Source organism: Paenibacillus sp. JT31N11 (genome assembly GCF_056269285.1).
This window is the reverse complement of record NZ_JBWDNQ010000008.1, coordinates 43,387-57,454: the sequence shown is the minus strand read 5'-3', so window position 1 is coordinate 57,454 and position 14,068 is coordinate 43,387. Positions and strand designations below refer to the sequence as shown.

At 50.7% G+C, this 14,068-nt stretch carries 13 protein-coding genes; 11 read left to right on the top strand and 2 right to left on the bottom strand.

Annotated features, from left to right (window positions below; translation table 11 throughout):
• Window positions 1-90: 90 nt before the first annotated feature.
• Complete coding sequence (locus AC0YNV_RS24655; protein WP_475770397.1) at window positions 91-222, top strand: DUF4023 domain-containing protein; 132 nt, start codon at window positions 91-93, stop codon at window positions 220-222.
• 163 nt (window positions 223-385) lie between these two features.
• Here the strand turns inward: AC0YNV_RS24655 and AC0YNV_RS24650 are convergent, their stop codons facing one another.
• A complete protein-coding gene (locus tag AC0YNV_RS24650; RefSeq protein WP_475770396.1) occupies window positions 386-559 on the bottom strand; it encodes a YfhD family protein in 174 nt (57 codons plus the stop codon).
• 355 nt (window positions 560-914) lie between these two features.
• Between AC0YNV_RS24650 and AC0YNV_RS24645 the strand changes: the two genes are divergently transcribed.
• From AC0YNV_RS24645 to AC0YNV_RS24615, 7 genes are all read left to right on the top strand, one after another.
• A complete protein-coding gene (locus tag AC0YNV_RS24645; RefSeq protein WP_475770395.1) occupies window positions 915-1,769 on the top strand; it encodes a manganese catalase family protein in 855 nt (284 codons plus the stop codon).
• A gap of 50 nt (window positions 1,770-1,819) precedes the next feature.
• Window positions 1,820-2,263 carry a CBS domain-containing protein gene (locus tag AC0YNV_RS24640; RefSeq protein ID WP_475770394.1) on the top strand — a complete coding sequence of 148 codons (444 nt, stop codon included), beginning with the start codon at window positions 1,820-1,822 and terminating at the stop codon, window positions 2,261-2,263.
• 389 nt (window positions 2,264-2,652) lie between these two features.
• On the top strand, window positions 2,653-6,462 hold the full coding sequence (locus tag AC0YNV_RS24635; protein ID WP_475770393.1) for an RCC1 domain-containing protein: 3,810 nt from the start codon (window positions 2,653-2,655) through the stop codon (window positions 6,460-6,462).
• A gap of 182 nt (window positions 6,463-6,644) precedes the next feature.
• Window positions 6,645-7,217: a TetR/AcrR family transcriptional regulator gene (locus AC0YNV_RS24630; protein WP_475770392.1), complete on the top strand. Its 573-nt coding sequence runs from the start codon at window positions 6,645-6,647 to the stop codon at window positions 7,215-7,217.
• A 68-nt stretch (window positions 7,218-7,285) separates the two neighbouring features.
• Window positions 7,286-8,155: an SDR family NAD(P)-dependent oxidoreductase gene (locus AC0YNV_RS24625; protein WP_475770391.1), complete on the top strand. Its 870-nt coding sequence runs from the start codon at window positions 7,286-7,288 to the stop codon at window positions 8,153-8,155.
• Between the two features lie 220 nt (window positions 8,156-8,375).
• Window positions 8,376-8,594, top strand: a complete 219-nt coding sequence (locus tag AC0YNV_RS24620; protein WP_475770390.1) for a hypothetical protein — start codon at window positions 8,376-8,378, stop codon at window positions 8,592-8,594.
• A 138-nt stretch (window positions 8,595-8,732) separates the two neighbouring features.
• On the top strand, window positions 8,733-9,203 hold the full coding sequence (locus tag AC0YNV_RS24615; RefSeq protein ID WP_475770389.1) for a Rossmann-fold NAD(P)-binding domain-containing protein: 471 nt from the start codon (window positions 8,733-8,735) through the stop codon (window positions 9,201-9,203).
• Between the two features lie 123 nt (window positions 9,204-9,326).
• Here AC0YNV_RS24615 and AC0YNV_RS24610 read toward each other — a convergent pair whose 3' ends face one another.
• Entirely contained in the window at window positions 9,327-10,199 is an 873-nt protein-coding gene (locus tag AC0YNV_RS24610) for an SDR family oxidoreductase (protein WP_475770388.1), read from the bottom strand.
• A 323-nt stretch (window positions 10,200-10,522) separates the two neighbouring features.
• Between AC0YNV_RS24610 and AC0YNV_RS24605 the strand changes: the two genes are divergently transcribed.
• The 3 genes from AC0YNV_RS24605 to AC0YNV_RS24595 all read left to right on the top strand — a co-directional run bounded on the left by AC0YNV_RS24605 (window position 10,523) and on the right by AC0YNV_RS24595 (window position 13,997).
• A complete protein-coding gene (locus AC0YNV_RS24605; protein WP_475770387.1) occupies window positions 10,523-10,900 on the top strand; it encodes a MerR family transcriptional regulator in 378 nt (125 codons plus the stop codon).
• A gap of 1,224 nt (window positions 10,901-12,124) precedes the next feature.
• A complete protein-coding gene (locus tag AC0YNV_RS24600; protein ID WP_475770386.1) occupies window positions 12,125-12,832 on the top strand; it encodes a DNA alkylation repair protein in 708 nt (235 codons plus the stop codon).
• Window positions 12,833-12,947: 115 nt separating this feature from the next.
• On the top strand, window positions 12,948-13,997 hold the full coding sequence (locus AC0YNV_RS24595) for a helix-turn-helix transcriptional regulator (protein WP_475770385.1): 1,050 nt from the start codon (window positions 12,948-12,950) through the stop codon (window positions 13,995-13,997).
• Window positions 13,998-14,068: the final 71 nt, after the last annotated feature.

Below are 14,068 nucleotides of genomic sequence, written 5' to 3'. Positions count from 1 at the left end.
AGGCACTGTGAGGCCGCAGGCTGCATAACGCGATAAAAGTGGGGAAAGCCTACCTAAGGGAGACAGAGCCGAAGGAGGATTGAAGCGCGAATGGAATCGACGAATGAATTCGTGAACAAGGTCAAGGATACGCAGTCCAAGCAGCAGAAGAACAAGGAAAACAACGGTAAAGGCAAGCCTTCACAGAAGCTGCAGAACGTGCAGCATACAAACAATCCGTAGCAGGAAAAGGGCCGTTATTCTGCCAGGCTGCAGAATAACGGCCCTATTTGCTGCCGCTTTAAAGTATCTCGATCGATGGGCACTTCCGGAATACAGGCCGATTAATTGAATCATCAGCCCAACCCTCCGTTGGGCCCAACAAAAGTCATGCAGAAGACACCACCTACTCCTGTTCAGCCCTCTTATCCGCTTCTGCCGCACGCTGCTGGGCTTCCTTGTCGTTTTCATCTGCAAGTGTCTCGGAGAACTCGACATCCTCGTTCTTGCCAATCGGCAGTTTGCCGGGAGTTTGAGACTGCTTGCGTGAATATTTATCGTTCGATCTATGTTCGTTCATGCCTGTACCTCCTTTGCGGCCCGGCAGCTTATCTGTCCATGCGTTGGAACCCGCCAAATGACCCTGTTTTCCTTGAATTCTCAAAATCCCTGTCAATGTACAACTTCCTTCCTCATGTAGTATGAAACAGGCAAGTTTTTCTTATTCATTTCAAGGGCTTTTTTTACATAATGCATTCGTCCAAGGCAATACTAGGTCAGTCAATCGATACCGACCGTTCGAAGTGGGAGTATCTGCATTGTCGGTATGACGGACAGGCCTAGCGGCCCGCCATTCCGTAGAAGCTTTGGCTGAACTGAAACCGCCAGTCGTGATTACCGGTTGCCATTTGGCAACGATAAAGGGAGAGATAACGATGTATTATTACAAGGAAGAACTGATTAACATTATCCAACCGGATCAACCCGATCCCGCTGCCGCAAAGGTGCTGCAGGAAACGTTGGGCGGACAATTCGGCGAGATGCGGACCATGATGCAGTATTTTTTCCAAAGCTCCAATTTTCGAGGCAAGGAGAAGCAATTCCGCGATTTGCTGCGTGGCGTGTTCCTTGAGGAAATCGCTCATGTCGAGCTTGTCCAAACGACGATTAATCAACTGCTGAATGGGGCGGGAGAATCGATGCCAGGCAGTTCAGGCATGGATAATGCGCCGATTGACGAGGCTGTCAAGCACGCGAACCCCCATCATTTTATAATGGGTGCCCAAAGCGCTCTGCCGGTCGATGCCGGAGGAAACCCATGGAATGGTTCTTGGGTATACAGTCATGGCAATTTAATCAGCGATATGCTGAACAATGTTGTACTCGAATCGACCGGTGTTCTTCAAAAAACAAGAATTTACGAAATGAGCTCCAATAAAACATTCCGGGAAACCCTTGGCTTTTTGATCGTACGCGACAACGCCCATCAAAATGCATTCGCCAAGGCTCTTGAAGTTTTGGGAGTCAATTGGGGAAAACTCTTCCCCGTACCGAATTATGATATCAACAAATATCCGGAATGCCGGAAATATGTAGATATGGGATATCATAATATGCAGTTCAATTTCAGGCTGGACAATACCCGGATTGGCGAGATATTTCAAGGGCAATCTCCGAGCCGAAACGGTGGGGACTTGACTGTTGCACAGCCTCCTATGGGATTCCCGGTACCGCAGCTTCCGGAAATGCCGAATGAGCATAGTCCGGGATTAGTCGACATGAGCAGATAGAAGGCGGCATTATATCGCTTTTCCCACCACATCACAAAGGAGAGTTCAACATGCGCAAAATAAAAGAAATCATGTCATCCAGCTGTATAACTGTTTCCAAGGATAATACGGTTTATGAAGCAGCCGGGTTAATGGATCAACATAATATCGGCTTCTTGCCGGTCGTTGATCAAAATAAACTGATCGGGGTCATTACGGACCGGGACCTGGTAATCCGCGGCTATGCAGCCAAGAAAGACGGTACCATCCCGGTTACAGAAGTGTTGACGAAAGACTTTGTAACGGTTAAACCCGACGCAACTGTCGATGAGGCAGCCGAGATTATGGCTGCTGAGCAAATTCGCCGGCTGCCGGTCGTTTCCAATGGAGATTTATTGGGTGTCATTTCATTGGGAGACATGGCCATACGCGAAATATTCGTAAACGAAGCCGGAGAGGCATTAAGCAATATATCTGAGCATAACCATTCTGCCTCCAGTCAAATTCAACATTAATTGATACCTAACTTCTGGATGCAGCATGTCTTGTCCATCGGTGAAGCTATGGCCGACAGACAAGCCTCAGCCTGATGCTGCCTGCAAGAACCAAGGATATCTTCGTTCTATGGCAAACAGGGATAGGACTCAGACTCCGCAGAAGCCGAAAGCCGCATACCTTCTGCGGCTTTTTCTTATTTTCTGTATCCAGATGCCGCAGACTCAATTATAAATTCGTTAACCCGTCAGACGGAGGCTGATTCGAATAATGGGCAGGATTCGCTGTTTGTTGTATACCAATTAAGTCCTTCCGTAAATTTTGCCGCCGATTAACTTTAGTTAATTTATCGCTCTGCACCGGTTTGGTAAGATGCAGGTGAGATCGGCAATACGGAAGGAAGTGTACGATGAAACGGAGAGTCAGCCTATTGCTCGTATTACTGCTGCTATCGGGCGCATTCGAGTATTACGGCGAAAAAGCGGCCGCAGCGGAAACGGGGACGCTCATTCCCCAACTGGCGGCAGGGGATTATTTTAGCGCAGGTATCGCCAGCGATGGAACGGTGTGGTCCTGGGGCAGGGGCGCCGATGGCCAGCTCGGCAATGGAGAGGCCAAAAGCAATGCCTCTCCCGTACAGGTCGCCGGCATATCCGGCGCCAAATCGATCGGCTCCACGTACGACAGCTCGTATGCGGTCATGAATGACGGAACGGTGCGCGCCTGGGGAATGGGCGACACCGGCCAGATGGGCGACGGCACAACCAATAACCGCCTTGTGCCGGTTACGGTGCCTGGACTGCAAAATATCAAGGCGGTGGCAGGAGGCCCGGGTCTTCATGGGCTTGCCGTCGGTACCGACGGCAGCGTTTGGGCCTGGGGCGCGAACGACGGCGGTCAGCTGGGTGACGGTACGACCGACCAGCGCAATACGCCGGTTCAGGTTCCCGGCTTGAGCGGCATTAAAGCCGCTGCGATGGGCGGCTCCTTCAGTCTGGCGTTGACGGAGGAGGGCAAAGTATGGTCATGGGGCTGGAACAAGCAGGGCCAGCTGGGCGATGGGACATCGGACCAGCAGCGGGAGACTCCTGCGCCGGTCCTGGGCTTGAGCGGCATCGTGGCGATTTCCGCCGGATACAACCATGCGCTTGCGCTCGATGCCGACGGCTTCGTTTGGGCCTGGGGACAGAACACGAACGGCGCGGTCGGCGACGGCACCTATACGGAACGGAGAAGTCCGGTGAAAATCGCCGGAGTCGACGGCGTCGTCTCCATCTCCGCCGGTTTCTTTCACAACCTTGTGCTGAAAGCGGACGGCACGGTGTGGGGCTGGGGGCTGAACAATTACTATCAGCTCGGCCTTGGCGGCGGAGATAATGTCAAGCGCAATGCCCCGACCCAGATACCCGGGTTAAGCAGCATAGCGGCGGTAGCAGCGGGGCAATTTCACAGCATCGCCATGGACAGCAACGGATCAGGATGGGCCTGGGGTTACAACGATGGCGGCATGCTTGGCGACGGAACCTCTGCGCCCAAAACCTATCCCGTCAAGAACAAGGCCAACTTTGACCTTACGGCGCCGGCTCCTTCGGACGGCATGCTTGCCGCGACCGGAGTTACGACGTCCGGAGTGACGCTGAGCTGGACGAGAGCCGCCGACAATATGACGAAGCAGATCGGCATCCGCTATATCCCTTACATCTCCGCCAGCGGCAACATCGACACCGCAAGCCATGCCCAGAGCAACGGAAAAGCGGCCGGATCCTATCTGGTAGACAGCGGCTCCTTCAAGATGGCGGGTCTGCAGCCGGATACGGCCTATTATTTCAATGTCATTGCCGAGGATCTTGCAGGGAACAAAAGCGCCTATAAGATGCTGCGAGTGAAAACCTCTTCTATTCCGGCCTATACGCTGACGTATGACGGCAACGGGAATACCGGGGGCGCCGCTCCTTCGGACGGAAGCAGCTATGAGCAGGGCATGTCGACAACCATACAGGGAAATATGGGATTGCTGTACAGGAGCGGGTATATGTTTGCCGGCTGGAATACAGCAGCGGACGGCAGCGGCACGCCCTATATGCCAGGCTCCCAGCTGACGTTCGATGCCGCTGATATTACCCTGTACGCGCAGTGGACGCCCAATTCTGCGGCCGACACGGAGCCGCCGAAGGTGATCTCCACGGTGCCTGGCAGCAGTGCCGAAGGTGTGAGCAACGGGACAAAGCTGTCGCTGACATTCGACGAGCCGATCTCCGCAGTGGCGGGCAGGACGATTGTCGTCAGCCGAGCAGAGGATGACAGTCCAGTGGAAGCCGTTGACGCCTCCAACCCGGACCGGGTAACAATAACCGGTCTAACGGCAACGATACGGCTCTCTTCCGGGCTCTCCTACGGAACGGCCTATAACGTTAAGGTGGAACCCGGAGCATTCAAGGACGCAGCGGGCAACGATTATGCCGGCATTACCGGCCCGGGGGCGTGGACGTTCACGACTGCCCGGGAAGCCATTGACCCGGTTCCGGGCGCCGACGCCACGCTCAAGGGGCTGAATGTTTACGCGGGAGCGGAATTTCTGCCGATCAGCCCGGCGTTTGGGCGAAATACGACGGATTATGCAATTTCCCTGCCGAATTCCGTCTCCGGATTGACGGTTACGGCATCGGTGTATGAGAGTCGTGCAGGCATGACCGTCAGTATGTATGACGATTCCAGGAGACTTATCAGCGGTCCGTTCCCGCTGGCTGACGGGCAGGCAAGCGGAACGCTGCCGGTCGATCTTGGCCGCAGCCGGATCGAGCTGAATGTCTTGGCTGAGGACGGTACGGCGCAAGCGTACAATATCATGGTGACAAGAGCAGCTGTGTACGATGTTCCACCGGCAGAGCAGCCGCCTGAAGATGATAGCCCGGATACCGCAGGCGCAGGAGATGAGAGCAGGGACGAGGACAATTCCGCTGCCTTCTCGTATCTGACCGTGAACGGCCGGCCAAGCGGCGCGGCGACTATAACGAAAGAGGATTCGGAAGGCCGCGCGATCATCACCGTGATGCTGGACACGGCCAAGCTCATCGCCGATTTGGCGAAAGAAACGGCCGCGAATCCGCTTGTGGCCGTCGAGTTGGATTCGGCAGCGGATCAAGCGTCCTTGCAGCTGTCGGGAGAAGCGCTTGAGGCGTTGGAGGACAAAGCAGCCATCCTTGAACTGCGGGCACAGGAAGGCAGCTATCGGCTGCCGGCGGCGCATCTGTCATTCAAGCGGCTGACCGCTCTGCTCGGGGAAACGCCGCCGCCGGAGGAATTCGCCCTGCGGCTGGATATTGTCAGGAGCAGCGCGGATAAAATCGCGGCGTTGAACGCTGCGGGCAAGGAAGCGAACTTTATGACGATCGCCCAGCCGCTTGATTTCCGCGTCACCGCCTCCTACGGCGGCAAGACGGTAGATGCGGACAGCTTCGACGCTTATGTAGAGCGGGAAATCGCCCTGCCGGGTTGGATGAATCCAAGCCTGCTGTCGACGGCTGTCGTACTGGATGCGGACGGCTCCGTCCATCCTGCGCCAACGCGCAAGATCATCCGCAATGGGCATACCTTCGCTGTAGTAAGCAGCATGACGGGCAGCACATATTCGTTGATTCATCATGATGCCGCATTCCCCGATATGGCGGGGCATTGGGCCGAATCGGCCGTCAGCGATCTAGGCTCACGTCTGGTCGTAAACGGAAAGTCGGATGGACTGTTTCATCCCGAAGCCGCCGTAACCCGCGTCCAGTATGCGGAGATGCTCGTCCGGGCGCTCGGGCTGACCGGGCAGGCCGGCGCGCCTGGCTACAAGGACGTACAAGAGAGCGACTGGTTCGCGGAAGCGGTCAGTCTGGCGCGGCAGTACGGCCTCATGGAGGGTGGCATGGACGGATTGTTTCGGCCGGAAAAGACGATAACGCGCGAGGAAGCCGTTACAGTGCTGGCCAGAGCGATGAAGCTCACTGGCCTGGAGACAGGCACAGCGGGAGACGACGGGGATATAGCGCTTGTAGACTTCGGGGACAGCGCGCAGATCAGCGGCTGGGCCAGACAAGCGGTCGCCACCGTCGTCCTCAGTGGTCTTGCAGCAGGAGCAGACGGCATGTTCAGGCCACAGAGCGACTTGAAGAGAGCGGAAGCCGCGACTCTCGTGCAGCAACTGCTGCAGCAAAGCATCCTGATCGACCGCCGGTAATCCGGAAGGCATGCCAGGTAGAAAACTTTTCATGAACCGGCCCGAGTGGCCGGTTTTTTTATTCCCCTCATCGAAACAGCATTCCCCAGTGTGGCTCTGATAGCCATTCTTGACAACTGATTTAACGGGTCTTATAATTGAGTGTGTTCTCACTCAATAATTTGAAATGAAGGAGGTCAACCATGGCCCGCCCCCTTAGCGAAGAGAAACGAAAGGCTTTACTGACAGCTGCGACGAATGAAGTGGCATCGTCAGGCGTTGCTGCATCCACGATCAGGATCGCCAAGAATGCAGGTGTTGCGGAGGGGACTCTGTTTGTCTACTTCCCGACCAAAGACGACCTGCTTAACCAGCTTTATCTGGAATTGAAGTCTGACCTAATGGGCTTCCTCGCCGCTGACTATCCGGCTGATGCAAGCATCCGGGAGCAGATCGGGCATCTCTGGAGCAGCTTCATCGACTGGGGAGCGAACAGCCCGGACAAGCGGAAGGCGCTGCGGCAGCTTAGCGTCTCGGAGAGAATCACCGAGGCGAGCCAGAATGAAAGCGAAGAGATGTTCTACAACCTCGAGACGGTAGTGGAGGATGGCTTCAAGGAGGGTATTCTCCGGAAGCAGCCTATCTCCTTTTTAGGCGGGGTCATCAATGCTTTGGCCGACATGGTTCTGCAGAAGGCCTCGGAGGATTCTGTCAAACTCGATCAATACAAGTCAATGGGTTGGGAGGCATTGTGGGGGGCCATCGCACGCCGGTAACGCGTGCATTCTTTTTAGCTTTTAAATGAGTGAGAACACACTCAAATAAATGAAGGAGTTAGATGAATATGGATAAAGTCTGGCTGGTCACGGGCAGTAGTCGCGGATTAGGACGTTCCATTGCGGAAGCTGTACTCAAGAATGGAGATCGCTTGGTGGCAACTGCGAGGAATATCGAAAGTCTAGCCGACCTTAAGGAAGGCTATGGAAACCGCGTCAAGCTGGCAACGCTTGATGTTTCTGAGCCAAAAGCAGCGCAGGATGCCGTGCAGCTTGCGGTCGATGTCTTTGGCGGTCTGGACGTATTGGTTAACAATGCGGGTTTTAGTTATGTTGCTCCTTTTGAACAGGTATCTGAAAAGAAATTCAGGTCGTTGATCGACACGAACTTTTACGGCGTCGTCAATCTGATGCGGGCCGCCATCCCCGTCATGCGTGAACAGCGGTCCGGTCACATCATCAACATCTCATCTGTAGGCGGCCGGATCGGCGGTCCCGGCCAGGCTGCCTATAACGCCGCGAAGTTCGCGGTTAGTGGATTCACGGAGTCTATTGCAGCCGAGGTCGCCGCCTTTGGCGTCAAGGCTATTTCGGTCGAACCCGGCGGCATGCGGACAGAGTGTGCCGAGACAGCCATGAGCAACACGCCTAGTCTGATACCGGACTATGATGCCAGTGTCGGCGCCATGCTGACTATGCTGGGAAATTACCGGGGGAATGAGATCGGCGACCCGGTTAAGATCGCCAAGGTCATCTTTGACCTGTCACGCCGTGAGGAACTTCCAAGCCATCTCATACTTGGGAGCGACGCGCTCTTTGGCTTTGAGATGGGGATGCAATCGCACGCGAAGGCTGCCGCCGAGTGGGAAGAAGTCAGCAAGTCGACAGACTTCGAGGGCAGCGATCTATCTCTGCTGGCGGGTTTATCTCTCAAGTAAACGACTGTTGGGCGACCGGAACTTCGCCCGGCGTCTTGCATTTTCGCCGCGGCAATGCTCTGGACAGGTGCTGTGCAATAGCCGTCCAGTACAATATGGGACGGCGATTGCCAGTGACGTTGCATTCATTTATCAATTGAAAGTGGAGTCGTGCTGCGGCCAATTGTTTGGATTCCGGAACGGTTTCCAGGAACATCGGCGTGAGTGGGGAAAACGGGACATGGGCAAAATTACTACATGGTTTAATGAACCCCTTGTCTCAAGCCCCATAAAGGGAGCGCAAACCGCTATATTTTTAGCGGACAGTCCCGGTGTCGAGAGAATTAGCGGCAAATACTTTCAGAAAAAGAAGGTTGCTCCTGTTTCCTCCCAGGCACAGGATAAACAGCTTTCATCCAAACTATGGGAATGGAGCGAGCAGGAGGTAGGACAAAGATGAAAAAAGCAATTATTTTCGGAGCAACCGGTTTCGTAGGTTCATACCTTCTTGATGAGCTGTTGAAATAATGCTGATTATGAACAAGTAACCGCTGTTGTTCGTAGAAACTTGAATATCAATCATCCCAAATTAAAGAGATTGATCGGTGATTACTATTCTTTGCCTGGCTTGAAAGAACATATGGAAGCAGATGAAATATTCATTACACTTGGCGAAACGCACGATTATCCGGTTCTAGCGGCACAAATCGCCAAAGAAAAAGGAGCAAGATCTGTTTTCGTGGTTACAGCGGTCGGGGCAAATGTCAATTCGCGGATTTCTTATGTAAAAACCAAAGGCGAAATCGAACGGGATATTAGAGCGCTGGATTTTGATCATACGCACTTTTTTCGTCCATCAATGATTATGGGCGAACGAAAGGAAAATCGCCCGTTAGAAAGAATCATAATGAGAATATGGACGATAATTGACCCGTTTTTCTTTGGGAAACTGAATCATTATAAAGGTACCGAAGGAAAAAACATTGCCAAAGCAATGAATAATGCCGCAAAAAATCAACTGGAAAAAGTTAAGGTTTACAATTGGAGGAATATGAAATATTTGTTGTAATACTCAAAGCGCTCTATGTAATAAAGCTGAACCCTATAATTGGATTCAGCTTTATTCTTGTAAATGCTTATGGGACATTGCGTTTGAACCGGGAGATGGCCCGAATCATCTAAGAGACCTCTTTCAAGTGTTTGGCTGTTCAAGGCTTTGCTTGCCAAGACTGTTGCGCCACGCTGTCTGGCCCATCAGGTCACGCATGACTGTCATGTAATTTTCTTCCGACGTCGACCATCTCAGCCTCGCCATCTCTTCTGCGTCGGGACCTGAGACATACCGGAGCCGGACAGACTCGTCGCCTGCTGCTTCAAAGACAATAGCGGCAACATGTTCCTCATTCGCATCTTCGAACGGATAATTCATCATGGCATTCATCATCCGGTCAACATACACCTTATATTCAGGAGGAGTGGGAGCATCCTGGGAGGCAGACAGAGTGCTTGGGGTAAAGTTTGTGGTTCTAATGGCTCCCGGCTCAACAAGTTTTACCGTGATGTTTTGCGATTCAAGCTCGAAGGACAGCGACTCCGACAACCCCTCGATCGCATGCTTGCTCGCCGTATAGACCGTCAGCAGCGGGCTCGACGCGTAGCCCACACCCGAGCTGATATTGACGACAGCTCCGCCGCCCTGCTCGCGAAAATGCGGTAAGATCGCCTGAATCACGTTCATGACGCCGAATACGTTGGTTTCGAAAATGTCGCGCACCATCTTCATAGGTGTCGCCTCAAAAATCGAAACAACGCTGATACCGGCGTTGTTCACAACGGCGTCTATCCGCCCAAACCGGGCGACTCCCGCCGCAATTGCCGTCTCAATGCTGACAGGATCGGTTACGTCCAGCGCTGTTACAAAAATCCGATCGGGATTTTCTGCCGCAATACTTTCGTCCGGCTTACGCATTGTCGCAATTACATTCCATCCCTCGGAAGCAAACTTTCTGGCTGTTGTTTTTCCCAATCCAGTCGAGCAGCCCGTGATGAATACAGTTTTTGTCATTGAAGCATCTCCTTGTCAAGAACAGTATAATATCGTTATGATGTGACGAAACAATAGAAAAAATCTGAAATGCGAATGCAACGACAGAATGACGGCTTCGCCCTTCCATTCCCATGAAGGAAGTGTCAACTGAAAACTAAAATCACCCCGCTTTGTTAACGCTGCAGCGTTTGTCCTAACTCTATATAAGCTTACTAGGTAGAAGTGACTCTAAGTCAACCTTTTTTTTGAACCCTATAAATTACAGGTATTTAGTTGAAAAAACGACCTTCATAATGTAAAATACATTAAAGTAACTCTAATATGGATGGTGAAAATATTGTATGCTCTATACAGTTAAAGAGGTTTCAGATAAAACGGGCATCACTCCGCATACCTTGCGTTTTTATGAGAAAGAAGGCGTGCTGCCCCATGTTGACCGGGATATGAATGGGGGGCGGGTATATAATGACACGAACATCGATTGGATTGAAACGGTGCAAGCCCTGCGTTCAACAGGTTTGCCTTTAGCGGAAATCAAACAATACAATGAACTTTATAGGGCTGGGGACAGCACGCTGCAGCAAAGGAAAGGCATGCTGGCCCACCAGAAATACAAGGTAGAAGAACAAATACAAAAGTTAATGAAAACATTAGAAAAGCTGAACTATAAAATGGCGTTGATTGACGCCCAGGAAAATAGATTTGAGAAGCTGCCATAGCAGAATCAAAGGGAAACTGACGGCACACCCGAATAAGACACAGTCTCATTATGTGAGAAGGTGTCTTATTGTCCGTTCTCCGGATCAGGGAGCATGTACTTTATTTCAATAATGACATCAGGTTCTTGTTTTCCGATGCCGGATTACGGGAGCTTCTTTTTAGGATATGATAATAACCGACTGAACGGAAACAGGATAAGGAATGCAAGCAGATTTTCCAAAAATGTAAAATACACATCCCAAGACTTTATATGTAAAATACCCAACGAAATCAATATTAAAGAATTAAGTCCAGTTATCAGGGAGAGGAGGACTATTTTAACGGATAGGTGCAGTTTAAGCGTAAATAGGACAACGATTAAAATACTAATTAAAAAACACTGAACAGCAGCGAATACGGTATTATCGCGATAGGGGTCCTCAAACCACCCGGTTAAAAAAAGGTGACTCTTTATGATTGCGTAGATTACATAATCCATGGATACGCGAAGACTGAAAATGATGAAGAATAGCGTTGCAAAGTATAGAGGAGGGTGGAGGAACCTTTCTATTTTACGAAACCAAATTTTTGCGAACCCGAAATAAAACGGGAGGGCAATAAGTGTATATATAGATTTCCACCAGTGATGCTCATAAATACCCAGCTTGAGGAAAAGACAATCTATTCCGAAAAATATTCCGGAGAACAGCAGAATCCATCCAAAGTTTAAATAAAAACCGGCTATCACTATCGAAGCAGAAGGCAAAGAAAACGCATTAGATACAAATGCGCCAAGAATATTATCGTCATAAGAATTATCAAGAATATCGGGGATGTAACGATAGCTGTCAAAAAGTATACAGATAAAAAATTCGACGGAATAACCGACTCCAATCATCCCGAAAAGTAAACTGATTAATTGGATTTTCTTTGTTTTTATCACCATAAATACGTCTATGATGATGCTTATAATGACGAGAGAGAGGTACCAAACATAATTTGGCATTGACATCTTCCTTCTTCCAAATGAATGAGTAACCCAAACTAATTATTCCCTGTTTGATCGGATTGGATTCGGATTTCTAAACCAACATTCGGTTATATTTGTCAGCAATAGGGACGATGGATTGCAAATGCAAATACGATGGCTTCCCGAACGCAGCCGGTTTTGCTTCACTATAGCTGTGCAGTATGTGAATATGATAAACTTGATGAAATCCTTCAAAATAAGGAAGTGTTAAACAATGAATTTTGAAATGGTTATGCAGGAGCTTGAAGCTCTCAGCAAGGAACGAACCAAGAAAATATACGTATCCAATGGCGCGCACGAACCGCTTTTTGGTGTGGCTACAGGCGAAATGAAGCCCATCGCCAAGAAAATCAAAAAAAATCAGTCTTTGGCTGAGCAGCTTTACGCCACAGGGAATTACGACGCCATGTACTTCGCCAGCGTAATTTCCGATCCAAAAGAAATGACTGAAGCTGACTTTGAGCGTTGGATAGATGCGGCATATTTTTATATGCTTTCCGATTATGTGGTGGCCGTAACCTTGGCAGAAACAGATATTGCACAACAAGTTGCCGATAAATGGATTGCAAGCGGCGAAGAGCTGAGAATGTCAGCGGGCTGGAGCTGTTACTGCTGGCTTTTGGGAAATCGACCCGATGGTGAATTTTCCGAGAGCAAGCTTGCCAATATGCTTGAAATCGCGCAAACTGCGATTCAAGATTCTCCCGAACGAACAAAATATGCTATGAATAATTTTATTTATACAGTCGGGGTATCCTATTTGCCGCTTCATGCTAAGGCGTTCGAGACTGCAAAGGCAGTAGGTCCGGTAGAAGTCAAACGGGACAAGACCAAAAGCAAGTTTCTGCTCGCTTCCGAAAATATTCAAAAGGCAGTCGATAAAGGACAGCTTGGCTTCAAACGCAAATATGTAAGATGTTAAGCTGCTTCGCCGCAAGAAACAAGAACAGAACATTATCTTATCAATTGCCGCGTAAATCGCGGTTTTTTCATTTTTAAGGGCAAAACTAATGACTAGCTAAAGGAGGCCCGTATATATGAAGTCTCATACCTCTGACCGTATTAAATTCCCGCCGGGATTTTGGGCAGGATTATGTCAATTAGGGATTTCCGCGCACGAAGTAGCTCGCAAAGCACGACTGCCGCTCACTATTATTAGTGAACCACTGGTCACCACCGCCCAATATTTCGCGATCTGGCAGGCATATTCCGATCTCATTGGCGACACTGCCAAAGGAATCATCAAGCTTGCGACTGTCTTTGAAACAGCAAAGTACCCTCCGTCTGTCTTGGCTACTTACCACGCTCGTGACTATCGCGACGCTCTAAACCGAATGGTCAGGTACAAACAACTATGTCCCCCCGAAAGCTTGCGTATCACCGAGGAGGGCGAGTACTGTACAATCGAACTGGAATGGCTGCATACCGGGCAACCCGGTCCGCCGATGCTGATTGGTATCACGCTGGCATATCTTCTGGAGCTTGGGCGCCGGGGCACAGGTCAGCCTTTGTCGGCTCAGTCCGTCGAATTTTCGCACTCCATGGGCGATGTGCAGGCTCTTGAAGCTTACTTCGGCTGCCGTATCCGAATTGGTGCAAAATGTAACCGGTTGACGCTGCATCGAAGAGATCTGGACCTCCCCTTTGTCTCGTACAACGAAGAGCTGCTGGAGATCCTGACTCCCGTTCTGGACCGGTCGCTCAATGAACAGCAGAGCAGCCGCTCAACTGCCGAGATGGTCAAATGGATCATGAAACGCAGCCTCACAAGAGGGCGCCCTGACATTCAGGCTGTTGCGAAGGAGCTCAATATGAGCGATCGTACCTTGCAGCGCCGGCTTGCTGACGAAAATACGAGCTTCAAGCAGCTGTTGACAGAAGCCAGACATGAGCAGGCACGAGAGTACTTGGCAGACCCCTCGCTCGATATTAAAGAAGTGGCTTTCTTGATTGGATATGAAGACCAGAACTCGTTCTACCGCGCCTTCCGCCTTTGGGAAGGTGACACTCCTTCAAATTACCGTACTGAACATTCAGGTACAAACTCAATATCAGAAGGACGGCAAGGAATGCCGCCCATTCATTAATATAGAATTCACAACCTAACCAAAACGGCAGAGAACCCGTATTGACTGAGTTTTATCATTTGGCGTGTCAA

Coding starts and splice junctions, on each gene's coding strand:
- AC0YNV_RS24655 (WP_475770397.1), top strand. CDS start 91: ATGGAATCGACGAATGAATTCGTGAACAAGGTCAAGGATACGCAGTCC.
- AC0YNV_RS24650 (WP_475770396.1), bottom strand. CDS start 559: ATGAACGAACATAGATCGAACGATAAATATTCACGCAAGCAGTCTCAA.
- AC0YNV_RS24645 (WP_475770395.1), top strand. CDS start 915: ATGTATTATTACAAGGAAGAACTGATTAACATTATCCAACCGGATCAA.
- AC0YNV_RS24640 (WP_475770394.1), top strand. CDS start 1,820: ATGCGCAAAATAAAAGAAATCATGTCATCCAGCTGTATAACTGTTTCC.
- AC0YNV_RS24635 (WP_475770393.1), top strand. CDS start 2,653: ATGAAACGGAGAGTCAGCCTATTGCTCGTATTACTGCTGCTATCGGGC.
- AC0YNV_RS24630 (WP_475770392.1), top strand. CDS start 6,645: ATGGCCCGCCCCCTTAGCGAAGAGAAACGAAAGGCTTTACTGACAGCT.
- AC0YNV_RS24625 (WP_475770391.1), top strand. CDS start 7,286: ATGGATAAAGTCTGGCTGGTCACGGGCAGTAGTCGCGGATTAGGACGT.
- AC0YNV_RS24620 (WP_475770390.1), top strand. CDS start 8,376: ATGGGCAAAATTACTACATGGTTTAATGAACCCCTTGTCTCAAGCCCC.
- AC0YNV_RS24610 (WP_475770388.1), bottom strand. CDS start 10,199: ATGACAAAAACTGTATTCATCACGGGCTGCTCGACTGGATTGGGAAAA.
- AC0YNV_RS24605 (WP_475770387.1), top strand. CDS start 10,523: ATGCTCTATACAGTTAAAGAGGTTTCAGATAAAACGGGCATCACTCCG.
- AC0YNV_RS24600 (WP_475770386.1), top strand. CDS start 12,125: ATGAATTTTGAAATGGTTATGCAGGAGCTTGAAGCTCTCAGCAAGGAA.
- AC0YNV_RS24595 (WP_475770385.1), top strand. CDS start 12,948: ATGAAGTCTCATACCTCTGACCGTATTAAATTCCCGCCGGGATTTTGG.